Annotated in this window: 28 protein-coding genes; 6 read left to right on the top strand and 22 right to left on the bottom strand. The window is 71.0% G+C overall.

Going from position 1 to position 25,231, the window contains the following annotated elements; translation table 11 throughout:
* Positions 1–16: 16 nt before the first annotated feature.
* Positions 17–850, top strand: a complete 834-nt coding sequence (gene ddaH, locus KBX46_RS06870; RefSeq protein WP_197699576.1) for a dimethylargininase — start codon at positions 17–19, stop codon at positions 848–850.
* Between the two features lie 67 nt (positions 851–917).
* On the opposite strand, the gene KBX46_RS06865 is transcribed toward ddaH, so the two are convergent.
* Positions 918–2,105: an ABC transporter substrate-binding protein gene (locus KBX46_RS06865; protein ID WP_210791689.1), complete on the bottom strand. Its 1,188-nt coding sequence runs from the start codon at positions 2,103–2,105 to the stop codon at positions 918–920.
* Positions 2,106–2,185: 80 nt separating this feature from the next.
* A complete protein-coding gene (locus tag KBX46_RS06860; protein ID WP_210791687.1) occupies positions 2,186–2,983 on the bottom strand; it encodes a S9 family peptidase in 798 nt (265 codons plus the stop codon).
* An 84-nt stretch (positions 2,984–3,067) separates the two neighbouring features.
* Here KBX46_RS06860 and KBX46_RS06855 point away from each other — a divergent pair, with 84 nt between their 5' ends.
* Positions 3,068–3,670, top strand: a complete 603-nt coding sequence (locus tag KBX46_RS06855; RefSeq protein ID WP_088950739.1) for a bacterial proteasome activator family protein — start codon at positions 3,068–3,070, stop codon at positions 3,668–3,670.
* Positions 3,671–3,685: 15 nt separating this feature from the next.
* Here the strand turns inward: KBX46_RS06855 and KBX46_RS06850 are convergent, their stop codons facing one another.
* From KBX46_RS06850 to KBX46_RS06840, 3 genes are all read right to left on the bottom strand, one after another.
* Positions 3,686–4,498: an HAD family hydrolase gene (locus tag KBX46_RS06850; RefSeq protein WP_210791685.1), complete on the bottom strand. Its 813-nt coding sequence runs from the start codon at positions 4,496–4,498 to the stop codon at positions 3,686–3,688.
* Complete coding sequence (locus tag KBX46_RS06845; protein WP_088950737.1) at positions 4,498–5,319, bottom strand: HAD family hydrolase; 822 nt, start codon at positions 5,317–5,319, stop codon at positions 4,498–4,500. Before KBX46_RS06845 ends, KBX46_RS06850 begins: the two co-directional genes overlap by 1 nt.
* Before the next feature lie 203 nt (positions 5,320–5,522).
* Positions 5,523–6,248 (bottom strand): hypothetical protein, encoded by a 726-nt coding sequence (locus KBX46_RS06840; RefSeq protein ID WP_210791683.1) that lies wholly within the window; start codon positions 6,246–6,248, stop codon positions 5,523–5,525.
* Between the two features lie 132 nt (positions 6,249–6,380).
* On the opposite strand from KBX46_RS06840, the gene KBX46_RS06835 reads away from it, so the two are divergent.
* The 3 genes from KBX46_RS06835 to KBX46_RS06825 all read left to right on the top strand — a co-directional run bounded on the left by KBX46_RS06835 (position 6,381) and on the right by KBX46_RS06825 (position 8,140).
* Entirely contained in the window at positions 6,381–6,812 is a 432-nt protein-coding gene (locus KBX46_RS06835; RefSeq protein WP_088950735.1) for an OsmC family protein, read from the top strand.
* 146 nt (positions 6,813–6,958) lie between these two features.
* Positions 6,959–7,306, top strand: coding sequence for a metallopeptidase family protein (locus KBX46_RS06830; RefSeq protein ID WP_172862248.1), 348 nt, complete (start codon positions 6,959–6,961; stop codon positions 7,304–7,306).
* A 111-nt stretch (positions 7,307–7,417) separates the two neighbouring features.
* A complete protein-coding gene (locus tag KBX46_RS06825) occupies positions 7,418–8,140 on the top strand; it encodes an AIM24 family protein (RefSeq protein WP_088950734.1) in 723 nt (240 codons plus the stop codon).
* 48 nt (positions 8,141–8,188) lie between these two features.
* Here KBX46_RS06825 and pheA read toward each other — a convergent pair whose 3' ends face one another.
* The 5 genes from pheA to KBX46_RS06800 all read right to left on the bottom strand — a co-directional run bounded on the left by pheA (position 8,189) and on the right by KBX46_RS06800 (position 11,697).
* The gene (pheA, locus tag KBX46_RS06820) at positions 8,189–9,145 is read right to left on the bottom strand and encodes a prephenate dehydratase (protein WP_099856839.1); all 957 of its coding nucleotides are present in this window, start codon (positions 9,143–9,145) and stop codon (positions 8,189–8,191) included.
* A 10-nt stretch (positions 9,146–9,155) separates the two neighbouring features.
* A complete protein-coding gene (locus KBX46_RS06815) occupies positions 9,156–9,800 on the bottom strand; it encodes a hypothetical protein (RefSeq protein ID WP_247667098.1) in 645 nt (214 codons plus the stop codon).
* Positions 9,801–9,866: 66 nt separating this feature from the next.
* Positions 9,867–10,256, bottom strand: coding sequence for an ACT domain-containing protein (locus KBX46_RS06810; protein ID WP_210791681.1), 390 nt, complete (start codon positions 10,254–10,256; stop codon positions 9,867–9,869).
* Positions 10,257–10,331: 75 nt separating this feature from the next.
* Positions 10,332–10,790, bottom strand: coding sequence for a hypothetical protein (locus KBX46_RS06805; RefSeq protein ID WP_088950732.1), 459 nt, complete (start codon positions 10,788–10,790; stop codon positions 10,332–10,334).
* 169 nt (positions 10,791–10,959) lie between these two features.
* Positions 10,960–11,697, bottom strand: a complete 738-nt coding sequence (locus tag KBX46_RS06800; RefSeq protein ID WP_088950731.1) for a hypothetical protein — start codon at positions 11,695–11,697, stop codon at positions 10,960–10,962.
* A gap of 167 nt (positions 11,698–11,864) precedes the next feature.
* Between KBX46_RS06800 and KBX46_RS06795 the strand changes: the two genes are divergently transcribed.
* Positions 11,865–13,106: an arginine deiminase gene (locus KBX46_RS06795; protein WP_088950730.1), complete on the top strand. Its 1,242-nt coding sequence runs from the start codon at positions 11,865–11,867 to the stop codon at positions 13,104–13,106.
* On the opposite strand, the gene KBX46_RS06790 is transcribed toward KBX46_RS06795, so the two are convergent.
* From KBX46_RS06790 to KBX46_RS06735, 12 genes are all read right to left on the bottom strand, one after another.
* Positions 13,093–13,980 carry a DUF5926 family protein gene (locus tag KBX46_RS06790; protein WP_088950729.1) on the bottom strand — a complete coding sequence of 296 codons (888 nt, stop codon included), beginning with the start codon at positions 13,978–13,980 and terminating at the stop codon, positions 13,093–13,095. The two genes, KBX46_RS06795 and KBX46_RS06790, sit on opposite strands and share 14 nt — an antisense overlap.
* A gap of 103 nt (positions 13,981–14,083) precedes the next feature.
* Positions 14,084–14,500 (bottom strand): ATP-binding protein, encoded by a 417-nt coding sequence (locus KBX46_RS06785; RefSeq protein ID WP_088950728.1) that lies wholly within the window; start codon positions 14,498–14,500, stop codon positions 14,084–14,086.
* Positions 14,501–14,560: 60 nt separating this feature from the next.
* Entirely contained in the window at positions 14,561–16,015 is a 1,455-nt protein-coding gene (locus KBX46_RS06780; RefSeq protein ID WP_210791679.1) for a PAS domain-containing sensor histidine kinase, read from the bottom strand.
* 46 nt (positions 16,016–16,061) lie between these two features.
* Positions 16,062–16,850: a glycerophosphodiester phosphodiesterase family protein gene (locus tag KBX46_RS06775; RefSeq protein WP_088950726.1), complete on the bottom strand. Its 789-nt coding sequence runs from the start codon at positions 16,848–16,850 to the stop codon at positions 16,062–16,064.
* 10 nt (positions 16,851–16,860) lie between these two features.
* Positions 16,861–17,196: a rhodanese-like domain-containing protein gene (locus KBX46_RS06770; RefSeq protein ID WP_030487745.1), complete on the bottom strand. Its 336-nt coding sequence runs from the start codon at positions 17,194–17,196 to the stop codon at positions 16,861–16,863.
* A gap of 58 nt (positions 17,197–17,254) precedes the next feature.
* Positions 17,255–18,193: an LCP family protein gene (locus KBX46_RS06765; protein WP_210792031.1), complete on the bottom strand. Its 939-nt coding sequence runs from the start codon at positions 18,191–18,193 to the stop codon at positions 17,255–17,257.
* Positions 18,194–18,393: 200 nt separating this feature from the next.
* Positions 18,394–19,671, bottom strand: coding sequence for an LCP family protein (locus KBX46_RS06760; RefSeq protein ID WP_210791671.1), 1,278 nt, complete (start codon positions 19,669–19,671; stop codon positions 18,394–18,396).
* Between the two features lie 180 nt (positions 19,672–19,851).
* Positions 19,852–21,078, bottom strand: coding sequence for an LCP family protein (locus KBX46_RS06755; RefSeq protein ID WP_210791668.1), 1,227 nt, complete (start codon positions 21,076–21,078; stop codon positions 19,852–19,854).
* 76 nt (positions 21,079–21,154) lie between these two features.
* The gene (locus KBX46_RS06750; RefSeq protein WP_210791666.1) at positions 21,155–22,132 is read right to left on the bottom strand and encodes an NAD-dependent epimerase/dehydratase family protein; all 978 of its coding nucleotides are present in this window, start codon (positions 22,130–22,132) and stop codon (positions 21,155–21,157) included.
* An 80-nt stretch (positions 22,133–22,212) separates the two neighbouring features.
* On the bottom strand, positions 22,213–23,904 hold the full coding sequence (locus KBX46_RS06745) for a cation acetate symporter (protein WP_210791664.1): 1,692 nt from the start codon (positions 23,902–23,904) through the stop codon (positions 22,213–22,215).
* The gene (locus KBX46_RS06740; RefSeq protein ID WP_088950720.1) at positions 23,882–24,247 is read right to left on the bottom strand and encodes a DUF485 domain-containing protein; all 366 of its coding nucleotides are present in this window, start codon (positions 24,245–24,247) and stop codon (positions 23,882–23,884) included. The genes KBX46_RS06745 and KBX46_RS06740 overlap by 23 nt, the downstream gene beginning before the upstream one ends.
* 176 nt (positions 24,248–24,423) lie before the next feature.
* On the bottom strand, positions 24,424–25,176 hold the full coding sequence (locus KBX46_RS06735; RefSeq protein WP_210792030.1) for a flavin reductase family protein: 753 nt from the start codon (positions 25,174–25,176) through the stop codon (positions 24,424–24,426).
* Positions 25,177–25,231: the final 55 nt, after the last annotated feature.

Genomic DNA, 25,231 nt, shown 5'->3' with positions numbered 1-25,231 from the left:
TCAACGGTACCTACTCTTGGTGACCGTGAACCAGCACCGAGTCCCGCGAAAGCGGACATATCTCTTGTGCTCGCCGGAGCACTTCGCGGTTGAGTACGCGATCAATCCGTGGATGGACGTGACCACCCCGGTCGACAGGGACCTGGCCGTCAAACAGTGGGACCGGCTGCGCGAGACGCTGGTCGGCCTCGGTCACGAGGTGCACCTGCTCACCCCCGAGCAGGGCCTGCCCGACATGGTCTACGCCGCCAACGGCGGCTTCACCGTGGACGGCAGCGTGTACGGCGCTCGGTTCAAGCACGAGCAGCGGGCCGCCGAGGCCGCCGTTCACCACGCCTTCTACGAGTCGCAGGGCTGGCGGTTCATCGCACCGAGCGAGACCAACGAGGGCGAGGGCGACTTCGCGTACGTGCCGGAGGCGCACGGCGGGCTCATCCTGGCCGGGCACGGCTTCCGCACCGAGCTTCCGGCGCACGGCGAGGCGCAGGAGGCGTTGGGTCGGCCGGTGGTGTCGCTGCGCCTGATCGACCCTCGCTTCTATCACCTGGACGTGGCGCTCGCGGCCATCGACGACTCGAACGTCGTCTACTTCCCGGGCGCGTTCTCCGCGGCCAGCCAGCGGGTGCTCACCCAGCTCTTCCCGGACGCGGTGATCGCCGACGACGAGGACGCGATGGCCTTCGGGCTCAACCTGGTCAGCGACGGCGCCAACGTGGTGCTCAACAGCGAGGCCACCCGGCTGGCCGGCAAGCTGAAGGCCGCCGGATACAACCCGGTGGCGGTCGACCTGGCCGAGCTGAAGAAGGGCGGCGGCAGCGTGAAGTGCTGCATCGCCGAACTGCGGCACTGACCCGCGAACGCCTCGGGGCCGGCCTCCCACTGAGAGACCGGCCCCGAATCGTGCTCCGGGTGGGCGTTCAGCCCAGCGTGGCCAGCTCGTTGATCAGCACGTTCGACATGACCTGACCGTCGCGCTGTACCTCCCGCAGATACCACTTCTGCTGGGGCGTGCGCGGCTGGTTGAACTGCCAGATGCCGCGCGGGCTGTCGATCTGGCCGATCTTGCCGAGGGCCAGGTTGACCTGCTGCGGGGTGGGCTTCCCGCCGGTCAGCTGGATTGCCTGGTCGAGGACCTGCGCCGCGTCGTACGACGCCATCGCGTAGGTCGTGGGGGTGACCTGGTACTTCTTGCGGTAGGCCGAGGCGAAGACCCGGTTGGACGTGTTGTTCAGGTCGGCCGAGTAGTTCAGCGCGGTCTGGATGCCCAGCGCGTTGTCCTTCAGGTTCTCCAGCACGGAGCCCTCGGTGAGGAAGCCGGGTGCGTAGACCGGGCCGGCGAACTTCTCCCGAAGCTGCTTGATGAACTCCACAGCGGCAGCCCCGGCGAAGAAGCAGAAGACGGCCGTGGGCTTCTTGGCCAGTGCCTTGGTGATGTCCGAGGCGTACGTCGTCTTGCCCGGGTTGGGGTTGGCGCTCGTGTAGGTCACCGGGTCGGAGATGCGCGCGTCGTTCGCGCCGAACTCCTCCCGGAAGCCGCGCACCACGTCCGGGCTGCCGACGTTCTCCGGCATGATGATCGCGACGCGGCTGTTCGGCCTCAACTGGTCGCGCAGGTAGCGGCCCAGCGCCCGGCCGGCCTCGTCCAGCACGTACGACGTCCGCCAGATGTAGAAGACGCTCTGCAGGCTGCTCGGTGAGGCGTTGGAGCCGATCAGCGGGACGCGGGCTTCCTCGACGGTGTCGCGGATGCCGACCATCACCGCCGAGTTGACCACGCCGGTGAGCGCCAGCACGCCCTGCTTGAGCAGGCCTTCGACGGCGGCCTTGCCGGTCTTGGCGGTGTCACCCTCGTCGGCGGTCAGCAGGTTGACGGGGTGGCCGCCCAGCCGCTGGTCGTGCAGGTCGAGGAAGACCTGGAAGCCGTTGGTGATGTCGTCGCCGATGCTCTTGAACCCGCCGCCCTGCGGCGTGATCAACCCGATCTTGATCGGGCTGCGGTCGGCGGCCGGCTGGGCGTCGGTGTCGGAGCCACACCCGGCGACGAACCCGGTGGTACCGAGCGCGGCCAACAGTTGGAGCGCCCGCCTGCGATTCATCTGCGACACCGAGTTCCTTCCAAGGAGCGTTGCAGGGCCGAACACCGCCCCTCCGGCGTTCTACCTGGTCCGCGACGCTGCGTCAATGGCTATAGATCATCGTGCAGGGCCCGCAAAGCGTCGAGAACCTGAGGCCAGGCGGACGACTCAGGGTCGATCAGCCCGAAATGCTCGCATCCGGGCAGTTCAACAAGGGAGATATCGGATCCTGCGCCACGGGCTGCTGTGACGAAGTCGCGGCTCATCTCCGCCGGAACCTGTTGATCCTCCAAGCCGTGAATGACTACGGTGCGTGTTCGAATGGGTACCAGCATTCGTGGATCCGCCGCCGCGTACCGGTCCGGCACCTCCGCCGGGCCGCCGCCGAGCAACGCCGCCACCGCGCCCGCGTCCAGGTCCCGCCGGTACGCCTCGCCCAGGTCGGCGATCGGGGCCAGGGCGAGCACCCCGGCCACCGTCGCCGGGGCGCTGGCCGCCACGTACATCGCCAGGTGGCCGCCGGCAGAGTGCCCGAGCAGGATCGGCGCGGCCCGGGTCACCCGGCCGGGCAGCGCCTCGGCGGCCAGCGCCGGCAGCTCGGCCACGCCGGTCAGCACGTCGGTCAACGTGCCCGGCCAACCGCCTCCCGGCTGCCCGGTCCGCCGGTATTCCAGCTGCACCACCGGGTAGCCGCAGGCAGCGAGAGCGGCCGCGAGCGGGCCGGTGTGCCGCCGGTCGTACTCGGCCCGCCAGAAACCGCCGTGCACCACGACGACCAGCGGTCGCGCGGGGCCGGTCCCCGCCGGGAAGCGCAGGTCGGCCACCTGATCCGGGTGGTCGCCGTACGCGACGGTCCGGTCGGGTTCCGGCGCGGGTCGGGTCAGCACGGCGCGCGGGTCGACAGGCATGGCGCGACGGTAGCGCGCCCCGCCCGGGTGTTTCGGCCCCGGGAGTAGGTCCCGGGCGGCATGGGTCGCGCTCGCTGGGTAAAGATGGACCCCATGACCGAAGCGCGCTCCGCTGGACAAGACGACGAGCCCGGCCCCGACGATTCCGGCCACTCCGGCACCGTTGTGGTGGTCGGCCCGGACGGCCGGCCGATCGGCACGATGCAGACCGACGAGGGCCAGGGCGAGGACCCGACCCGCCTGGTCGAACAGCCGGCCAAGGTGATGCGGATCGGCAGCATGATCAAGCAGTTGCTGGAGGAGGTGAAGGCCGCACCCCTGGACGACGCCAGCCGCAACCGGATGCGGGAGATTCACGAGCGGTCGATCGTCGAGCTGAAGGAGGGCCTCGCCCCCGAGCTGCGCGACGAGCTTGAGCGCATCTCGCTGCCCTTCGCCGAGGACAAGGCCCCCAGTGAGGGCGAGCTGCGGATCGCGCACGCCCAGCTCGTCGGCTGGCTGGAGGGCCTGTTCCACGGCATCCAGGCGGCCCTGGTGGCCCAGCAGATGGCCGCCCGGGTCCAGTTGGAGCAGATGCGCGGCGGCCGGCAGGCGCTGCCCAGCGGCCCCGGCGGGATGGTCCCCGGGATGCCGGGCATCGCCCAGCCGGGCGGCGGTGAGGGCCACAACACCGGTCAGTACCTCTGACCGGTCGCGGCCCGCTCAGTCCAGACCGAAGACCTTCTCCAGGTACGCCGCCACGCCGTCCTCGGTGTTCGCCGTCGTCACATCGTCGGCGACCGCCAGGACGGCGCGGTGCGCGTTGGCGACCGCCACGCCCCGCCCCGCCCAGGTGAGCATCGGCACGTCGTTCGGCATGTCGCCGAAGGCCAGCACGTCGGCGGCGCTCACCCCGAGTCGATCGCAGTACCAGTCCAGGCCGGCAGCCTTGGTCACCCCGGCGGCGGAGATCTCCACCAGGCCGGACGACGACGAGTGCGTGGCCTCCGCCAGCCCCGCCACCGCTGCCGCGATCAGCTCGGCGAACGCGTCCGGGTCCTGCTCGCCGGCCCGGGCCAGCAGCTTCACCGCCGGGGCCGAGAGCAGTTCCTCGGGCGTTTCGACCGGTCGGATGCCGGCGGCGTCGGCGTCCCAGCGCAGCGGGTAGTGCGCCTCGTGTCGCATCTCCCGGCTGTTGAGGATCTCGACGGCGAAGCTGATGCCGGGCACCTCGGCGCGCAGCCTCCGGGCCACCTCGGCCAGGTGCTGCGGCGCCAGCGGGTCAGCCCGCAGCACCTCGTCGGAGAACGGGTCGTAGACCACTGCCCCGTTGGCGCAGACAGCCGGCAGAGGCTCGGCCAGTTGGTCGTACACCATCTTGAGCCAGCGGACCGGACGGCCGGTGACCAGGACGACCGGCGTGCCTTGCGCGGAGATCCGCGCGAGCACGTCGGTGGTGCGTGGGCTGACGGTGTGGTCGTCGCGGATCAGCGTGCCGTCGATGTCGGTGGCGATCAGGCGGGGTGTCTCTTGCATCACCGGGACAGTAGCCGGTCGAGGTACACCGCCACTCCGTCGTCGTCGTTGCGCAGGGTCACCTCGTCGGCGGCGGCCCGGACGTCCGGGTGCGCGTTGGCCACCGCCACCCGCGCCCAGCCGGCCCACTCGAACATCGGCAGGTCGTTGGGCATGTCACCGAAGACCAGCACGTCGGCCGGGTCGACCCCGAGGGTCTGCGCCACCACGGTCAGCCCGCTCGCCTTGTCCACGCCGGGCGGGCAGATCTCGATGAAGCCGAGCCCGGCCTGGGTGAGCGTGGCGACCTGCGGTGAGACGATCCGGCGGGCCACCGCCAGCAGCTCGTCCACGTGGTGGTCGGCGGTCCGGGCGAATGCCTTGATCACATCGCAGGAGAGGCACTCCGCGCGGGTCCGCGCCTCGAACCGGTCCTGGTAGGGCCAGCTCTCGTGGTAGTCACCCCAGAGCGGCGCGTCATGCTCGTCGGACGCCTCGACCATCACCGTCAGCGGGCCGACAGCGGCTTCCAGGTCGGCGAGCAGCCGGGCCAGCACCTCGGCGGGCAGCCGCTCGTCGCGGAGCACCAGCGGGCCGGAGGGGTCGCTCTGGTCGACCACCCGTCCGCCGCCGGCCATCACCAGGAAGTCGGCGGCGCGGATGTCGTTGCGGGTCAGTTCGGTCAGCCGGGGGCCGCGACCGGTCGCGCCGACCACCGGAATTCCGGCGGCCCGCACCCGGTCGAGCACCCCATGGGTGTACGCGGAGACGGTCTCGTCGCCGCGGACCAGTGTCCCGTCGAGGTCGGTCGCGATCAGCTTGGGTAGTCCCGGGCGGGTCATGGTTCCTCCTTCGCCCGCCGCCGTCGCAGCCTGCCGTGCGGTCGGAAAAGCCGAGGCCCGGCGTAACGGCGGGCAGCAACCGTACCTCGCGGAACGGGTCGCATCCATGGCTTCCAGGCGAATCGGACGCCAACGGGCGGCACCCCACCGGTGTCCGTCGAACGCGGCGCGGCGAGGACAGCCGTTGCCGGGATCCGCGCAGCTCAGGACTGGGTGTCGGGGCGCGCGAAAGGCGCGGCGGGGGTGACCGTCAGGTCGGCCGGTGCGGGCAGGCCGTCCTCCTGCACCGGGTCGCGGTCCCGGCGACGGCGCCAGGCACGGGCCGCCGGCGCGTCCCCAGGCTGGTCGTCCTCCGGCGTCCCGGCCGGGGCCAGCCGCAGGGCCGCACCGAGCAGCACACAGGCGGCGAAGGCCATGATCAGGCCGCGACCGTACTCGGCCTTGAAGCCGTCCTGTGCCGAGTAGAAAAAGGTGCGCTGACCGGAATCGTTGAGGGTGGCCGTGGCGGCGACCAGCAACGCCAGCAGGGCACCGGCCAGCGTGAGGCCGGTCAACCGGGCATTCGACCGCACGGACGCGGTGCCGCGAAGCGCCAACACCACGGTGCAGACCAGTGCGAGAAGCCCCACCAGGTAGCCGACACCGAAGCCGCCGACCTCGGACACCCCGGCGGGCACCTCGATCGTGGCGTCCCCCTCGGGCCCGCCGTTCGGCAGGCTCATCACCAGCCACTCACCGACCATCGAGGCGACCCCGGCCACCGCGCCCAGACCGGCGAGCAGCAGGGGCACCCTGGGGTCCTGGGTGAGCCCGGCCAGGGACCAACCGAACCGGCGGCGCGCGGCCGGGTCGTCGTCGGCACCCCACTCGATCACGGCCAGACCGTCGGAGCGGTCGCCCTGCCGTGGGATGGGAAGCTCCTCGGACATCGGTCATCCTTCCGTCCGGTCACGGACCTGGGTCGCATCATGGCACAGCCAGCTGTGCGTGACGGGGATCGCAGGGCCTGCGTCCGCCCCGGTCGGTCGCTCGGCGGTCACCTTTCCGCTAGCGTTCTCCCCATGCCTATCCGTACCGCTTCAGCACAATGGCAGGGCAATCTCACCGAGGGCGCCGGCACCGTCCGCACCGGTAAGGGCGGCCTGTCGGGCAACTACTCGTTCAAGTCGCGCTTCGAGGAGGGCGAGGGCACCAACCCCGAGGAGCTGATCGCCGCCGCGCACGCCGGCTGCTTCTCGATGGCGTTCTCGAAGGCCCTCGCCGACGCGGGCTCGACGGCCACCTCGGTCGAGACCACCGCCAAGGTCCACCTGGACAAGACCGACGCCGGGATGACCGTGACCCGGATCGACCTGGAGACCGTCGGCCAGGTCCCGGGCATCGACGACGCGGAGTTCCAGAAGCTCGCCGAGGCCGCCAAGGCCAACTGCCCGATCTCCCGCCTGCTCTCGCCCGGCGCCGAGATCACCCTCAACGCCCGCCTGGCTTCCTGAGCCGGTCGACCCACGAACCGCTCGACCACGGAGAGAGCCCTCGCCCACCTCGGGAAACACTCTCTCCGTGGCCCCGCGGATCCCTGCGGTGCTCCAACTGACCGGGCCGGGCGCACCCCGCATCGGGCAGAATGGGTGAGGTGCCGGTGGAGATGACCCGCGAGCGCTTCGAGGAACTCGTCGGCGATGCCCTCGACGAGGTGCCCGAGGAACTGCTCGGCCTGATGAGCAACGTGGTGATCCTCGTCGAGGACGACCCGCCGCCGGGCGAGGCCGACCTGCTCGGTCTCTACGAGGGTCACGCCCTCACCAGCCGCGGCTGGGACTACTCCGGCGTCCTGCCGGACCGGATCTTCATCTACCGACACCCGATCCTGCGGATCTGCGACAACGACGACGACGTCATCGACGAGGTGGCGGTGACCGTGGTGCACGAGATCGCCCACCACTTCGGCATCGACGACGAGCGGCTGCACGCGCTGGGCTGGGGCTGAGCGCCACCGGTCAGCGGCAGCCGGTCCTCGCAGCGCGGCCGCTGGCACGTGGTTGCCCGGGTCGCCTACCTTCGGTGCAGCGACCGCAACCCTGTCAGGAGGCACCCTTTCATGCGCAGCGAGCTGTTCTCCTCGGAGAATCTGGAAAAGGAGTCCGCACAGCCCGGCATGCGGCTGCAGAACTCCAAGATGTTGAAGATCGAGCTCAACGGTGAGGCGATGGCCCGGGTCGGGTCGATGGTCGCCTACCAGGGAAATGTGCAGTTCCAGGCGTTGGGCTCGGGTGGGCTCGGCAAGTTCCTCAAGCAGAAGCTCACCGGCGAGGGCGTCCCGCTGATGAAGGTCTCCGGCCAGGGTGACGTCTTCCTCGCCGAACTGGCCAAGGACGTGCACATCATCGACCTGGAGCCGGGCGACGCCCTCTCCATCAACGGCTCCAGCGTGCTCGCCTTCGACTCGACCCTGCAGTACGACATCAGGATGGTCGGCGGCGCCGGGATGGCCTCGTCGTCCGGCCTGTTCAACTGTGTGTTCAGCGGCTACGGCCGGATCGCCATCACCACCAAGGGCACGCCGGTCGTGCTCAACGTGGACGCCCCGACGTACGTCGACCCGCAGGCCGCGGTCTGCTGGTCGGCCAACCTTCAGACCGGCTACCACCGGGCCGAGCAGATGGGCCTCGGCACGCTGCTGGGCCGACGCACCGGTGAGTCGTTCACGATGAGCTTCGCCGGCCAGGGCTTCGTGGTGGTGCAGCCGTCCGAGGAGCCGCCGGTCCTGGGCAGTGGCCAGCAGCAGCAGGAGGGCGGTCTGCTCGGCGGTCTGCTGAGCTGACAGCGGCGGTGCGGGCGCTCCCGAGTTTTGGGGGCGTCCCGCGCCTGGTCAGGTCAGCTCGCCGGTGCGTAGTCGGGCCAGCCAGGCTGCCGCGTCGGCGTAGTCGACGTCGGAGAGGCCGGCCGGTGCGGGCACCGGCCGCTCGCCCGCCGACTCGGCCCACCGGTGCCGGGGATACGAGCCCAGGAACCGGACGTCGGCGCAGACCCGGCGGAGCCCCTGCAACGCCTCGCCTAGGCGGACGTCGGCCACGTGACCGGTGCAGTCCAGGAAGAAGACGTACCGGCCCAGCGCCTCCCCGGTCGGGCGGGACTCGATGCGGGTCAGGTTGACCCCGCGGACGGCCAGCTCCATCAGCACCGACAGCAGCGCGCCGACACGGTCGTGGGCGATGTAGACCGCGAGCGAGGTGAGGTCGTCGCCGGTCGGCGGCGGGGGCGGCCCCGGGCGGGACACCAGCACGAACCGGGTCACCGCGTCGGGATGATCCGCGATCTTGTCGGCGAGTATCGCGAGCCGGTGCCGGGTCGCCCCGATCGGCGCGCAGATCGCCGCGTCGTACTCGCCGGCGCCGGCACCGGCGGCAGCCGCGCCGTTGGACAGCACGTCGACCACGACGGTGTCGGGCAGGTGGTCGCGCAGCCAGCCCCGGCACTGGGTGGACGCCTGCGGGTGGGCCGCCACCGTCCGGATCGAGGTCAGCGACGTGCCGGGTCGGGCGCCAAGCACGAACTCCACCGGCAGGATCACCTCCCGGGTGATCACCAGCGGCTCGCCCTCGGCCATCTCGTCCAGCGTGACGCCGACCGCGCCGCCGATCGAGTTTTCCAGCGGCACCAGCGCGGCATCGGCGTCGGAGTCACGGACGCTGTCCAGTGCCTCACCGACGCTGCGGGCGGGCGTACGGGTGCCGCGCTCGGCGGCTGGGACGGAACGCAGGGCCTGCTCGGCGAAGGTGCCCTCCGGCCCGAGGTAGACGAAACGTGTCGGCGGTGTTCCCGGCATGCCGATCAGCCTACGCACCCGGGCCGGCGGCCGGACCGGCCTCACAGGCGAGGGCGCGGATCCCGGCGGGGCCGGTGGCGCGTACCTCGATGGTGCAGACGTCCGTGCCGGCCGTGACCAGCGTCGGTGCGGCCGCCTGGCCCCGGGTCACCACCTGGAGTTCCTCGTGGCCGGTCACCTCCAGCACGGTGAACTGCCAGTCGGCGGCGCAGAGTGGGCCGGTGCGGACCTGGACCCGGACGTTGGCCGGGAGGACTCCCGCCCGCCCGCGCAGCAGCTGCACCACCCGCTGCCCGGTCGGCCCGTTGCGACAGGCGGTCGCGACCAGACCGGCATCGGCGGTGGGCGTGACCGCGACGGGCGGCGGTGCGGTCACCTGCGGGGTGGCGGGAGCGGTGCTCGCGCCAGGTGGCGTCGGTGCCGCGGTGTGGGTGGGCAGGGCGGTCGGCTCACTCAGCTCGGGTGGGGCGCCACAGCCGGCCAGCACCGTGACGACGAACACCGCGAGTGCGACCGGCAGGACCCGGGCGGCGGTCCCTGCGGGGACGCGACCGGTCGACCGGCCACGAGTCGCCGGTGAGATGTGGATCGTCGCCCGCGATGGGGGAGACGCGGGGCGGGGTGGGGTGAACGGCACGGGCCGATCCTCGGACATCGGAGAATTCGTCGCGGCCGGGGTGGCCGAGCCCATCGTAGGGTGAGCGGCCGGTGGGGGTGAAGCTCAGCAGGTGACGCGGTGCCCGGCGCGCTGTAGCGCGGCAGTGCCCTCGGTCAGCCGGACGGCCGGCACCAGCAGATAGTCGGTGTCGAAGGTGGAGAACGTGACCACGCTGACCCGTGCCTCGGCCAGCGGGTCGACCAGCGCGGCCAGGCTGCCGATGGCGGCCATCCCCACCGGGGCGGTGACCCGCAGACAGCGCCACACGGTTTCCACCACGGCCTGTGCCGGAGCCCGGTCGGTCGGGCAGATCACGGAGATCCCGTCGGAGGTCCAGCTCACCGTGACCACGTCGGTGTCGCGAAGCCCGCTGGACAACGCGTACGGCAGGGTGGTGCCGGCGGCCAGGCGGCACACGGCGTAGTCCCCCGGCAGCAGCGCGATATCGAGCATGAGGGCACCCTACGGCCTGCGCGCGGGCTCATCCCAGCAACGCCGCGTGCGGTGAACAACACACTCCGCCGCAGGTCAGACCTCGGAGAAGAAGGTGAGCGAACCGGCGACGGTGCCGTCGGTGAGCACCGGAGTGGAGATCGCGTCGACGGTCGCGTCGGAGTTGTCGGCCGAGGCGGCCTGCACCCGGAGCAGCCCACGAGCGAGTCGGCCGGACGAGAGCGCCAGCAGGGGCGGGATCTTGTCGGCCTCGGCCTCGGTCAGCTCGCCCCGGTTGGCGGTGAAATCGAGCAGGCGCAGCCCTCCGTCGAGCAGCGGTCGCCCGATCAGAGCGCCCGGCTCGCCCAGACAGAGCAGCTCGCAGCCGGCCGTGGAGATCGCCACCACCCTCGTGTCGGCGTCGATCAGCAGGCACGGCTCGTCGGCCCGGGACACTGTCGAGGACCATTGGCCGACATTGTCGGACTCCGGCTCTGTCGAGGCCCGCGCCGCCGGCACGAACGCTTCCGAGAGCGAAAGTTCGACGTGGGCCACCGCGCCTCCTATGTGCACCGATCGACTGTCCACGCTAGCGGGTCGCCGACGAATCACCGAGCGCACCTGGTCACCCTGGCCGCACAGCCTGAACCGAGGCGGCCGGTGACGGCGCGGGAAGCCGGTGAGGTGGACGGGGGACCGGAGCCGCGTGGCGTCGCCGGTGACGTTACCGGCGACTGGCCGGCTTGTCAGCGGCCGTTCGGCCCTCGTCATACCACCGGTAGTCGGCAGCTGGACGGTACGTGCCGTTCAGCCAGGTGCCAGGGTGCTGTGCGACCCGGGACAGCTTCTCGGCCGTGGCAGGGCTGATCCGACTGCCACCGGCCACGAGAAGCCGATCCAGCTCGCGGTGGGTGGCCATCAGACAGTCCTTCGGAAGGCCGTAGACACTGATAACGCCGGAGCCGACGAAGGTCAGCACCGGCGTCACCGGGACGGGCAGCCCCACCGCGTCGGAGAGGGCCTTGCTGGCCCGCTTGGCGTCCCGGCGGGACTCGGCCACGTACGGCGGTCGCTTGCCGTTGATCTGCACGACGTCCCCGGCGACGAGCACTCTGGCCCGGCCGTGGTCGGCGATGGTCACGGCGAAGAGGCCGCTCGGCCCGATGGCGAGGAACCCGGCGCGCTCGTCCTGACCGCGGTCGAGGATGTCTGTCACGTCGGTGCGCGGCCACTCGATCACGTGCCAGGCGGGCCCGAGGTGATCGAGTTGGCCCAGCGCCCGCGCCCCGGCCGCCTCCAGGCGGCGCGCCCCTCGCTCGGCCCGACGGCGGCGGGCCCATTCGAGCGGTGTCGGACGGACTGGTTCGAGAACCCCCGTCGACTCGGCACGGGGGTGTGGCACCGCGACGGGCGGCAGTGCCCGAGCGGACGGTACGGCTCGTCGTGCGGGAAAGACAGTCATCGTCGTCGACCTCCGGCAAAAGGTCCCTCGAAGTTATGTCCCCACTACCCTACGTTGCCACTACCGGGGTTCGGCAAGCCGGAGCGCCGGAATGACTGTGGATGAATGCCATATTCATCCACAGTTCTTTTCTCGGATGCCGCCAAACCCTGCCCTACGCTGCGGGAGTGACCCACTACGTCGACAGTGAAGTCGGGCGGCTCGGCACCGTACTGCTGCACCGGCCCGGCCCCGAACTGGCCCGGCTCACCCCACGCAACAACGACTCGCTCCTGTTCGACGCGATCCCCTGGGTCGGGCGGGCCCAGGAGGAGCACGACGCGTTCGCGGCCGCCCTGCGCGAGCGCGGGGTGGAGGTGCTCTACCTGGCCACCCTGCTGGCCGAGACGCTTGCCGTCGCGGACGCTCGCGCCGAGCTCACCGAACAGGTGCTGCGTTCCCGACGGCTCGGCGACACCCTGCGGGCCCGCGTCGCGGACCACCTCTCCTACCTGGACCCGGCGGCACTGGCCGACGTGCTGACCGCCGGGCTGGCCCACGAGGAACTGCGGATCAGCTCGGAGCGGCCCGGCGGGCTGGTCTACACCCTGATGGATCGGCACGACTTCGTCATCGACCCGCTGCCCAACCTGCTGTTCACCCGAGACTCGTCGCTCTGGATCGGCGACCGGGTCGGCGTCACTAGCCTGGCCATGCCCGCCCGCCGCCGCGAGACCACGCTGACCGACGCCATCTACCGGCACCACCCGCGCTTCGCCGGCACCGAGTTCGTCTACCGCCCCAACCTCGAACACCTTGAGGGTGGGGACGTGCTGCTGCTCGCGCCCGGGGTGCTGGCGGTCGGGGTGGGCGAACGGACCACACCGGCCGGTGCCGAACGCCTCGGTCGGCAGGTCTTCGCCGCCGGCCTGGCCCACACCATCCTGGTGGTGCCGATCGCCCAGAAGCGCGCCACCATGCACCTCGACACCGTCTGCACGATGGTCGACGTGGACGCCGTGCTGATGTACCCCAACATCGCGAGCACGCTGTCGGCGTACACCGTCATCGCCGGCGCGGACGGTGAGGACCCGCGGGTGGACGGGCCGGCGCCGTTCCTGCGGGCCGCCGCCGACGCGATGGACCTCGACCTGCTCCGGGTCATCGACACCGGGCTGGACCCGGTCACCGCGGAACGCGAGCAGTGGGACGACGGCAATAACACCCTCGCGCTGGCGCCCCGGCTCTGCGTGGGCTACGAGCGCAACACCGAGACGAACGCACAGTTGGAGCGAGCCGGCATCGAGGTGATCCCGATCGCCGGCTCCGAGCTGGGGTCCGGCCGGGGAGGGCCGCGCTGCATGTCCTGCCCGATCACCCGCGAGCCGTTGCCGGCCGGAACGGGCCGGGCCGGGCTCAGCGGAGGGTGAGCTGGCGGCCGAGCAGCCCCTGACGGGCGCGTCGGCCGGCGGCGTCCAGCGGGTCGGTGGCGGCGAGCGCCTCCGCGTACCGCTTCGCGAACTGCGCCACCGGGTCCTCCCAGTCGGCGGCCGGAGTCTCCTCCGGAAGGTCCCAGACCGGCACCAGACGGCCGTGCGCGCGGAACATGCCGGCGAACTTGGTCTGCTCGCCGAGCGTCAGCGAACCGGCCGCGCCGAGGCGGGCCAGCGCGTCCAGGGCGGCGTCCTCGTCCTCGGGCAACACCCAGCGCACGTGTGCCTTCTCCGGGACCTGACACCAGTACGCGGCCTTCGCGGCGGTCAACCGCACGGTCGGGTAGATGGCCGCGTTGGCCCGCTCCAGAGACGCCTGGACGGTCGGATCATCGCCGGCCCCGGGGTCGAGCCAGAACTCGAAACCCTCGTGCATCGTGATGTCCAGTGGACCGTCCGCGAGGATGTCCTGGAGGCGTGGGCCGGGGCCGGGCAGCGGCGGCACGGCCACCTGGCCACCCGGCTCGGTCCGCAGTGCGCAGAGCAGCGCCTCGGCCAGGTCCCGGGAGACGTCACCGGACTGCTGGTGGCGCTGGAGGCCGATGAGCACCCGACCGTCCGGCTTGCTGATCGCCGGGGCGGCCATCGGCAGCACCGTGGCGAGCGTCGCCGACCGGTCGCCGAACTCCTCGACCAGGGCGGGTGCCAGTCGCAGCGGCGCGGAGGCGGCCGGCACCAACTCGCGCAGGGCGATCCACTCGGGTTCGTCGACCAGCCCGTCGAACGGACGCGGCACGAAGATGTCCCGCACCTTCTCCCGGCGGGGGGCGGTGTCGGCTGCGGTGCGCTGGCTCTTTCGACGCTTGCTCACGGCGTCACAGCCTAGAGCCCCGACCGGCTTTCCGTGGGCGGGACCCACCCATCCCGAGCCTGTCGAGCACCGGTCGCACCGACGAGGTCAGGATCAAGGACGGTCAGCGTGCCGGCACCAGGTCGGGTCGGGGTGCCGGCACCGGGTCGAACTCGGCCCAGACGCGCTGGCCCATGCCGTCGCGCTCGACTCCCCAACGCGTGGCCAGACCGGCCACGATGTGCAGCCCTCGCCCGTCCGCCGCGTCGAGGCTGGCTGTCCGGATCCGCGGCCCGGTGCTCGCACCGCCGTCGGTGACCCGCAACTGGATCAGAGCGCCCTCGGCCGAGGGGCGTAGGTGCCAGGCCACCCGGATGACTCCGCCGGGCAGCGGCCGGGCGTGCCGCACGGCGTTACCCACCAGCTCCGCGAGCACCGCGATCAGATCCGCGAGAAGCGTCGGGGGTACGACGTCCGCCAACTCGCCGGCGAGCCGGTGCCGGGCCAGCCGTGCCCCGACCGGGTGGTGGGGAACCACCACGCACCACGCCCGCTCTCTCGTTGCCGCTGCCACCGTCGCCTCCACGTCGCGCCACCTCGGTCAACCGCGTGGTAGCCGCACCTCTGCGACCGTACCGCCGCCGGTCCTCGGACGTAGGGATACCCATCCATTCTGTTGTTCAACGATCCGGCGGACGAGATAGAGGCCGAGCCCTGCCCCCGGATAGCCGCGCCGGTCGCCGGACTCGCCCTGCCAGAACCGGTCGAAGGCCCGCTCCACGTGCTCCGGTCGGATGCCGATGCCCCGGTCGCTGACCCGGAACGCCACCAGTTGACCGTCCACGGAGGCGGTGATCTCGATCGGGGAGTCCGGTGCCGAGTACTTGCCGGCGTTGGTCGTCAGCTCGGTCAACACCGTGGCCAGGCTGGGCCGGTGGCCGAGCGCCTTGGGCAGGTCGGTCGGGAGGAGCAGCACCAGCCGGCGACGCAGGTCCGCCGGCAGGTCGCCGACGGCGGAGCGCAGCGCCTCGCCGAGGTCGAAGGGGGTCGCGGGGTCGTCCCCCGGCCCGGTCTCGGCGGCCGAGGAGAGGAGGCGGTCGACCAACCGGGCCAACTCGTTGGCACGCTGCCCGATCACCCGGGCGGCCTGCCGCCGGTCCACCTCGGTGAGCGACTCCCAGTGGTCGGTGAGGGTGTCCGCGTACCCCTTGATGACGGTGACCGGGGTGCGCAGCTCGTGGCTGGTCACCGCGACGAACAGTTCCCGGTCGTGGTCGCGGCGCTGCTGGTCGGTGATGTCGCGGAAGGTGACCACCCGCAACGTGCCCGGACCGGGCAGCTCGCCGGAGGTGATCCGCAGCCAGCGGCCGTCCGGCATCCGGTGGTCCCGGACCTGGCCGGAGGGAGGCAGCGGGAACGGCAACGGCGCGCTCAGCGCCTGCTCGACCGACCGCCCGGTGACCTGGGCGGCGGCCGGGTTCCAGAGTCGGACGTGCCCGTCCCGGTCGACGACGGCCAGCCCGTCGGCGAGTGCCGCCACCACCGGGCCGTCGCCGTGCACCGGCAGGCCGCTCTGGTCGCCGTACATGTGCGCGACGCAGGAGGCGAGGTAGCCGATCACCGCCTGCTGGTCCGGTCCCGGCTCGTCGTCGTCCGAGTAGAGCGCGTGCATGCTCCCGACGATGTGGCCGCCGATCTCCGCCCGGGAGACCACCATCCAGTGCAGGTCGCTGCCGCTCAGCTCGCCGGCCAGCTTGCCGTTGAGGTGGTCCACCCGTACCTGGCGTACCCGCGGCCCGGCGAGCAGACAGACGGTGTCCGGGTCGTCGGCGGCCAGCGGACGACCGAGGGCCCATTCCGCCGCGCCGGTCGCGGAGATCACGCGACCACCGGTCGGACCGAACTCGACGAACGCCATACCGGTCGCGCCGAGTGCCGGCTGGGCCACCCGGAGGAGCTGGGTGAGGACCGGCAGGCCGGCGTCCCCAGAATTGATCATCTCGATCACGACGGTGTGGCCGGCGAGGAGAGCGGGGAAGTCAATACGCTCCGGCATGGGGGCGAGTCTGCCCCGTCGACCCGGATTTGGGCACCCCCGCCCGTCAGCGGCCCAGCCGGGCGAGGGCGTACGCCGGCCGGTCGGTGATGATCCCGTCCACCCCGGCGGACAGCACCAGCTCCAGGTCGGTGGGCTCGTTGACCGTCCAGACGTACACCTCGTTGCCGGCCGCTTGGAGCGCGGGCAGCAGCTGCGGACGGCCCCGGACCAGGCCGATACCCGGCCCGGCGATGCGGGAGCCGAACGGCAGCCGGCCCAACCGCAGCCAGGGCGGCAACACCTCCAGCAACAGCACGGTGGGCAGCGTCGGGGCGAGTTCGCGCACCCGGCGGACCGCCAGCGGGGAGAACGACATCACGGTGACCTGCACCGGGTCGTCCGGCGCCGGGTCGGCCAGCCCGTAGCGGCGCAGCAGGCTGACCAGTCGGCGTTCCACGTTCGAGCCGTAGCGGGACGGGTGCTTCGTCTCGACCAGCAGCCGGACCGGCCGGCCGGCGTCGAGCACCGCGTCCAGCAGCCGGGCCAGGGTGAGCAGCCGGGTGTGCGAGTCGTCCGGCGGCAGGTCGCCGCCCGGTGCGCTGCCCGGATGCCACGAGCCGAAGTCCAGTGCGTCCAGCTCGGCGAGCGTACGCGCGCTGACCAGACCGCGACCGTTGCTGGTGCGGTCGAGTCGACGGTCGTGTACGCAGACCAGGTGCCCGTCCCGGGTCAGCCGGACGTCGCACTCCAGGCCGTCGGCGCCCTCGTCGAGAGCGCGAAGGTACGCGGCGAGGGTGTGCTCGGGAAGGTCGTACGAGGCGCCGCGGTGCGCGAAGACCAGTGGCCCGCCCATCCCGTCCGCCTCAGATGACCTGGCCGGGCTGCCCGTTCGCGTCGACCACCGGTCGGCCGACGGCAGCCCACTGGCGCATCCCGCCGTCGGCGTTGCGCACCTGCTCCCAGCCGTTGTTGATCAGGTAGGCGACGACCTGGGCGGAGCGGCCGCCGGAACGGCAGACGACCGCCACCTCCCGGTCGGTGGGCACCTCGGCCAGCCGTGCCGGCAACTCCATCATCGGCAGGTGGTGAGCGGTGGGGGCGTGGCCGGCCGCCCACTCGTCGTCCTCCCGCACATCCAGCAGGTAGGTCTCGTCGGCGATCTCGGTCACGGGCACGGTGGGAACCTGGGGTCCGAACACAGGAAGCAACACTAGATCCTCGTCGGCCGGTTCGGCACCGACCCGGCCGTCGACACCGTCACAACCGGGTCACCCAGCGGGGGTTGGCCTGCGCCCAGGAGGGCACCCGGGTGCCGCGAACCGCCTCGAACAGCCCGTTGCCCCCGTTGTCCAGCACCACGTACGAGACCTCGTCGATGGTCTGCGGTGACGAGGGCACCTGGACGCCGCGCATTCCGTCGGGCGGCAGCGCGCGCAGCGCGAGGAGCAGGTCCTCCAGGGGTACGCCGTTGGTGTCGACGGTCAACGACCCGCCGACCGCCCGGAGCACCTGGTCGAGCTTGATCGGGTTGCTGCGGAGGTCCGCCCTGCCGGCGCTGTCCAGCATCGCCCGGAGCAACTGTTGCTGGTGGTGCTGCCGGTCGTAGTCGCCGCCGGGCAGGTCGTAGCGCTGCCGGACGTAGTCCAGTGCCTGTGCCCCGTCCATCTGCTGACAGCCGACGGGAAAGACCCGGTTGGTGTGGATCGAGCGGACCTCGGTGTCCACGCACATCTGCACCCCGCCGAGCAGGTCGATGACCTTGCGGAAGCCGGAGAAGTCGATCAGTGCGGCACCGTCGAACCGGATGCCGGTGAGCCGGGTCAGCGTGGCGGAGAGCAGTTGGGCGCCGGCCTGCCCGCCGCCGCCGTGCTCGTACGCCGCATTGATCTTGTCCTGGCCGCCGCCGAAGCCGTTCCCGGCCGGGATGGCGACCAGCAGGTCACGGGGAATGGAGACGAGGTACGCCTCCCGCTGGCCGGCGGGTACGTGCACGATGAGGATGGTGTCGGAGCGTTGGTCCGGCCCGCTGCCTCCGGGGCGGCGGTCGGAGCCGACCAGGAGGTAGTTGAGCGGCCCGTCCAGGTCGGTGCGGTCGGTGCGGGAGTCGGCGTCGAGCAACTGCTCCTTGGTCACCGTTCGCTCGTACCGGTTGCTCAGCGTCCTGATCCCGGCCACGGCGAGCCCGGCCAGCAGCACGAGGACCAGGCCGACGCCGAGCATGATCCGTGACCCGCGGGCGCGGCGTGCTCGGGCCGACGGGGCCGCTCCGGCCCGGCCCGCCGCGTTCCGTCCCCACCTGGACGTGACCGCCTCCCCGCAGCCGATACGTGAAACCTGTTCACGTCAGGCTACGGGCGGTGACGATGCCGTCGCTGGGTTTTCGCGACTCCCGGCCGTCACTTGCGGTTGGAGATCACCTCGGGGTGGGTGAAGACGAACTCGGCGAGCTTGTCCTGCTTGACCGCCCGGAACATCTCCTTGGTCTCCTCGTTCAGACCCTCGGTGTTGTTGCCGTTGGCGTTGAAGGTGCCGTTGTTGGTCTTGAGCATGGTCAGCTCGTTGCCGGTGACCCCACGCATGGTGAAGATGAAGTCCTCGATCGGCACGCCGCCGGTGTCCAGCACGGACGCCTCGCCGGCCGCCTTGATCAACTGCTTGATCTTGGCCGGGTTGGTCAGCATCCCGCGGTCGGTGGCCTTCTTGGCCATTGCCTTGATCAGCTGCTGCTGGTTCTGCTGGCGGTCGTAGTCGCCGTTGCGGAGGGTCTTGCGCTGCCGGGAGTAGTCCAGTGCAGCCCAGCCCTCCATCTCCTGGCAGCCCTTCTTGTGCACCACCGGGGTGCGCGCCTTGCCGGTCTTCTTGGCGTCGGCGTTCCACATCGGCTTGCCGTCGACGTACGACATGTGCAGCGACTCGACTTCCTGGCTGACGCAGATGCGCACCGTGCCCAGGGTGTCGATGACGTTCTTGAAGCCACCGAAGTTGATGATCGCCGCGCCGTCGAAGCTGATCCCGGTGAGGCGCTTGATCGTCTGCGCCATCAGCTGCGCGCCACCCTCCCAGCCACCACCGTTGGCGGCGCCGGCCTGGAACGCTCCATTGATCTTTCCGCTGCCTCCGGCGTAGCCGCTCTTCTTGAACGGGGGGATCTGCACCTCGGTGTCCCGGGGGATGGAGATCAGGTACGCCTGGTCGTGCGTGGCCGGGATGTGCAGGATGATGATGCTGTCCGAGCGGACGTTGTCGGCGGCCCAGCGCTCCCGGGCGTCCACGCCCAGCAGCAGCATGTCGATCGGCCCCTCCAGGCTCGCCCCGCCCTCGGCGTCGGACTTGCCGGCCTCCCCCAGCAGGTTGCGCTGGGCGATGCCGCCGGTCGCCTGCCCGATCACCACCTTGGTGCCGACGATGGCCGCCCCGCTGCTGAGCATCAGCACCGCCCCGAACACCACTGTCAGCCGGGCCCAGAGGGGGTCCTTGCGCTTGGTCCGCTTCTTCGCCGACCCACCGCCACCCGCGCCACCGCCACCCGAACTGCCGCCGTCGCCGCCGCCGGGCGGACGACCGCCCGGTCCGCCGCCCGAGGGGCGTGGCTGCACTGGTATGGCCGCAGAGATCCGGCCGCTGGGCGCGGCAGACCCGGAGGAGGAAGGGCGACGACTGGCCTGAACCGGCATTCGTGCTCCAGCTCGTGATCAGGAGGGGGCGGCACCACTGTACGGACATGAAAACGACTTGGCGAGTTCATCTCGGATCAATCGGATGTCGATCTTCCCGGATTCAGTCGATCGTCGCCACTCGATGACCCGAACGGCGGGTTCGCCGGCGGGCCGTCGGCAGCGGGGTGCCCGCCTCGGTCAGCCGCCGGCGTTGCCCTTCGGCGGGTTGGCCTTGACCCAGTCCGCCATGGTGTCCGCCGACATGGCCTTGTACATGGCAAGCGCCTTCTCCCGGTCCGAGACGACCACCGACTCGCCGTTTCTCGTCTCGCTGCCCGAGTTCGGGCTGGTCACAAAGGTGAGGTTCTGGCCGCGCAGGTTGCGGAACTGCAGCGCCATGTCTGTAACCGAGAAACCCTGGTCAACGGTTACGGCCGCAGTCACCGACTGGAGGAAATCGTTGAGCTTCTTCGGGTTCGCCAGCGTGCCGCTGCTCGCCGCCTTGTCCATCAGCGCCCGAAGGAACTCCTGCTGATGCCGCATCCGGGCGAAGTCCCCATCCGGGAACTGCTTACGCTGCCGGATCCAGTCCAGAGCCTCCGCGCCGTCCATGTGGTTGGTGCCCTTGGTGAACGTCCGGTACGGCTTGTGGATCGAGGTGACCGTCCGCTCCACCTTCAGGTCCACCCCGCCGAGGGCGTCGGTGACCTCCTTGAACCCGCCGAAGTCGATCGCCATCACATGGTCGATCCGCACGTCGGTGAAGCACTCCACGGTGCGTACCGCCAGCGGCAGCCCGCCGAACGCGAACGCCGCGTTGATCTTCGCGCGCTCACCGGAGTCGCAGTCCGCGCCGGCGCTCTCCGGGATCGGCACGTAGAGGTCACGCGGAATGGAGACCAGGTAGGCCTCCTGGTGGTCGGCCGGGATGTGCATCACGATGACCGTGTCGGCGCGCCACTCACTCCTGGTGTCGACAGGTGCGTCCGGGTCCCGTGAGTCGCTGCCGACCAACAGGATGTTCAGCGCGCCGTCGACGGTCTTGACCGGCCGGCCACCGGTGATCTCCGCGAACGGGTCGGTGCGGGCCAGGTCATTGTTGAGGTTGCGGGCGTAGAGCCAGGCCCCCACGCTGCCGAGCAACGCCAGCACCAGCACCGCGACCCCGGCCACCAGGGCGATCCGACCCCAGCGCGGTCGCGGGCCACGCCGCCCGGACCCGCCGGCACCACCCGGGCCGCCGGGCCCGCGTGGCCCCGTCGGGCCGCCGGGCCTGGGCTCCTCCTCGTCGTACGACGGGTAGAAGCGTGCCTCGGTCGGACGGGCACGCCCGGAGGCGCCCCGATCGGGGCCGGGCACCGACGCGCGCCCGGCGCTGCGGTGCAGGTACGGATGCGGGACGCCGGCAGACGAAGTCGCGGACATGTAACTCAGGGTACGTAGCGGGAGCCACCGCCGCCTTCAGGCGACACTCAGCGGCAGGCGGTACGCGGTGAACTGGTTACCCTAGCCGTGCCCGGAAGTGCTCAATCGTGCGCCGCAGGCCATCTTCGGGCGCGACCGTCGGCTCGTATCCGAGCAGTTCACGGGCGAGCGTGAGGTCGGGGCGGCGCATCTCCGGGTCGTCCGAGCTGCGGGTGACGAAGGTCACCTCCGAGCTGCTGTCGGAGAGCGACACGATCAACTCGGCGAGTTGCCGCATGGTCAGCTCGTGCTCGGTGCCGCAGTTGACCGGGCCCGTCTCGGTCGAGTCGAGCAGCAGCAGGATGCCCCGCACCAGGTCCTCGACGAAGCAGATGGACCGGGTCTGGTTGCCGGTGCCGTGCACGGTGATCGGCTCGCCGCGCAGCGCCTGGGAGATGAACGTGGGGATGGCGCGGCCGTCGTCCGGGCGCATCCGCGGGCCGTAGGTGTTGAAGATCCGGACGATCGCCCCGTCGAGCCCGCGGTAGCGGTGGTACGCCATCGTCGCGGCCTCGGAGAAGCGCTTGGCCTCGTCGTAGACGCTGCGGACCCCGATCGGGTTGACGTTGCCCCAGTAGGTCTCGCGCTGCGGGTGCTCCTTCGGGTCCCCGTACGCCTCGGAGGTGGAGGCCATCAGGAACCGGGCGCCGTCGGCGACCGCGCGCTCCAGCAGGTGCAGGGTGCCCACCGAGCCGACCCGGAGGATCTCCACCGGCAGTTGGGCGAAGTCGGTGGGGCTGGCCGGCGAGGCCATGTGCAGGATCGCGTCGAACCGCTCGGCCAGCGCCGGATGGTCGGTCGGCAGGCCGTCGGAGAGGTCCGCCTCGACGAGCGTGAAGGTGGGCCGGTCCAGCAGGTGGGCGACGTTCTCCTTGGAGCCGGTCACGAAGTTGTCCAGCGCCACCACCGTGCAGCCCCGGGCGATCAGGGAATCCACCAGGTGCGACGGGACGAAACCGGCGCCGCCGGTGACGAGAACGCGGTGACCGGAACCGAAGCGCTCAGCAACCTTCATGCCGGTCAGCCTACCGACCCCCATTTGCACGAAGAGACCCCCTGTTGAGCACAGGGGGCCTCTCGTGACGAGCGCTCGGATCAGTGGGCGCCGGAGCCCGTGAGGGCCCGCACCTCCAGCTCCGCGTACTTGTCCTCGTCGTGCTCCTTGGAGATGACGGTGCCGATCCACCCGCACAGGAAACCGAACGGGATGGAGAGGATGCCCGGGTTGGACAGCGGGAACCACTGCCAGTCGTGGTCCGGGAACATCGACGTCGCCGCGCCGGAGACCACCGGCGAGAAGAACACCAGCAGCACGGCCGAGACCAGACCGCCGTAGATCGCCCACACCGCGCCGGAGGTGTTGAACCGCCGCCAGAAGAGGCTGTAGAGGATCGCCGGCAGGTTGCCCGAGGCGGCGACCGCGAAGGCCAGCGCCACCAGGAACGCCACATTGAGGTTCTGTGCATAGATCGACAGGGCGATCGACACCGCGCCGATCACCAGGGCGGAGATCCGGGCGACGCGTACCTCCTGCCGCTCCGACGTGTCACCCCGCTTGATGACGTTGGCGTAGAAGTCGTGCGCCAGGCTGGACGACGAGGCCAACGTCAACCCGGCGACCACCGCCAGGATGGTCGCGAAGGCGACCGCCGCGATGATCGCCAGCAGTGCCGCACCACCCAGTTCGCCGCCGAAGAAGTCGATTCCGAGCGCTTCGGCCAGCTGGGGCGCCGCGGTGTTGCCGGCCTTGTCCTGCGCGGTGATCGCCGCGCTGCCCACCAACGCCGCCGCACCGAAGCCGAGGGCCAGGGTGAGCAGGTAGAAGGTGCCGATGATGCCGATCGCCCAGAGCACGCTCTTACGGGCCGCCTTCGCAGTCGGCACCGTGTAGAAGCGGATCAGGATGTGCGGCAGACCGGCGGTGCCGAGCACCAGGGCGATACCCAGCGACAGCAGGTCCACCTTGTTGTAGAAGGTCTGCGTCGAGTTGCCGGCGACCTCGACCCCGTACCGCAACCCGGGTTCGAGGAACGCGCTGCCCTTGCCGGACGCCTCGGCGGCCTGGCCCAGGAGCGCCGACAGGTTGAAGTTGAACTTCGCCAGCACCAGGATCGTCATCAGCAGCGCGCCGCCCATGAGCAGGAACGCCTTGACGATCTGCACGTAGGTGGTGCCCTTCATGCCACCCACGGTGACGTAGATGATCATCAGAGCGCCGACCATGATGATGGTGGCGATCTTCGCGGTGGCGGCGTCCATGCCGAGGAAGGTCGTGCCCGGCTTGATGCCGAGCAGCAGCGCGACCAGCGCGCCGGCGCCCACCATCTGCGCGAGCAGATAGAAGATCGACACCGTGATGGTGGAGACCGCCGCCGCCGTACGCACCGGACGCTGGCGCATCCGGAAGGCCAGCACGTCGGCCATCGTGTACCGACCCGAGTTACGCAGCAGCTCCGCGACCAGCAGGAGGGCCACCAGCCAGGCGACCAGGAAGCCGATCGAGTAGAGGAAGCCGTCGTAGCCGTAGAGCGCGATGATGCCGGCGATGCCGAGGAACGACGCGGCCGACATGTAGTCGCCGCCGATCGCCATGCCGTTCTGGAAACCGGAGAAGGACCGGCCGCCCGCGTAGAAGTCGGTTGCCGTCTTCGTCTGCCGGCTGGCCCAGATCGTGATGGCCAGGGTCACCGCCACGAAGACCAGGAACAGCGTGATGGTCAGGTTGCGGGCGGTGTGATTGCCCGCCTCAGCCGCGAGGAACGTCTCAACCGCGTGAACCGTCTTCACGGGTCACCTCCCCGATCTCGGCGCGGATCCGGTCGGCGATGGGGTCGATCTTCCGGTCCGCGTACCGGGAGTAGAGCCAGGCGATCAGGAACGTGGAGACGAACTGGAGCAGGCCGAAGACCAGCGCGACGTTGATGTTGCTGCCGAACAGCTTCGTGCCCATGAAGTCCCGGGCGTACGCGGAGAGAATGACGTAGAGCGCATACCACAGGAAGAACGCGACGGTCATCGGGAAGACGAAGCCGCGCAGCGCACGCCGCAGCCCGGCGAACTCGTCCGACCGTTGTACGGCCAGGTACTTGTCCGACTGGGAAGCAGCCGGAGCGGGTGTGTCCGTGGACATCTGTGGATCACCACCTTCACAGGCGTCAGAGGGAGTTTCGCGCACCGTAAAGAGCGCGCTCCCCGACGGGGAAGGCCGAGATCGACGTCGGTCGTCGAGTGCGCCGAGCGGTTGCCTGGCTGCGCCCAGTGACTCAGATCACCCCGGTGACCGGTCGGTCCCCGGGGGTCGCCCGTTCAGTTCGGCAGCTCGTGGTACCGACCGCGATAGTGCAGCAGCGGAGCGGCCTCCTCGGCCAGGTCGACAGCCTCGATGGTGGCCTCCACCAGCAGGCCCCAGCCGTACTCCCGGGCGGTGTCCAGCCGGCAGGCGGCCCAACCGCCCGCGTCCGCCGGCACCGGCCCGTAGGGCGTCTCGATCCACGTGTCCGCGGCGAAGAGCCCACCCGGAGAGGGGAACAGGCCGGCGAACCGGTCGGCGAGCTGCCGGTGCGGCGGGCCGAGCGGCGTGACAGCGAACCGGCCCGCCTCCTCGGCTGCCGCCCAGAAGTCGGACTCCGCGTCGATCAGCCCAACCAGCCGGTCCGGCTCCCCCTCGGCGACCAGGGTGGACGACACCGTGAGCCCGGCCGGGCCGGGGGCCGTCCAGAGAGTCACCGGCGCGGCGAGCCGGCCGCGGAGTCGACGCACCGGCGATCGCTGCCCGCTCGGCACCGCGAACGGGTCGGTGGAATGGATCTCGGCGCCCGGCTCATGATTCACGTGAAACATTGTGCCGCCCCGGACCCTCGCCCAACCAAGGAAGCGCTCGTGCAGGTCGGCGGGGCGCCCATTGAGGCGGGCGAGTTGATCGCCCGCCTCCGCCATCGCCGAGCCCAGGTAGACCAGCAGCCCCACACGGTCGTGCCGGTACTCGGCGAGCAGCGCCAGCCGCGCCGGCTGGCACGGCCAGAGCGCGCCGCAGCCCCGACACCGCCACAGCGGCCGCATCGGCAGGTGCGGGCGGCTCACCGATGACGCTCCACGTCACGCTCCAAGATCCGAG

It is taken from the genome of Micromonospora sp. C81, from assembly GCF_018070425.1.
Lineage (GTDB): Bacteria > Actinomycetota > Actinomycetes > Mycobacteriales > Micromonosporaceae > Micromonospora > Micromonospora zamorensis.
This window is presented reverse-complemented; position numbering and strand designations above follow the sequence as displayed.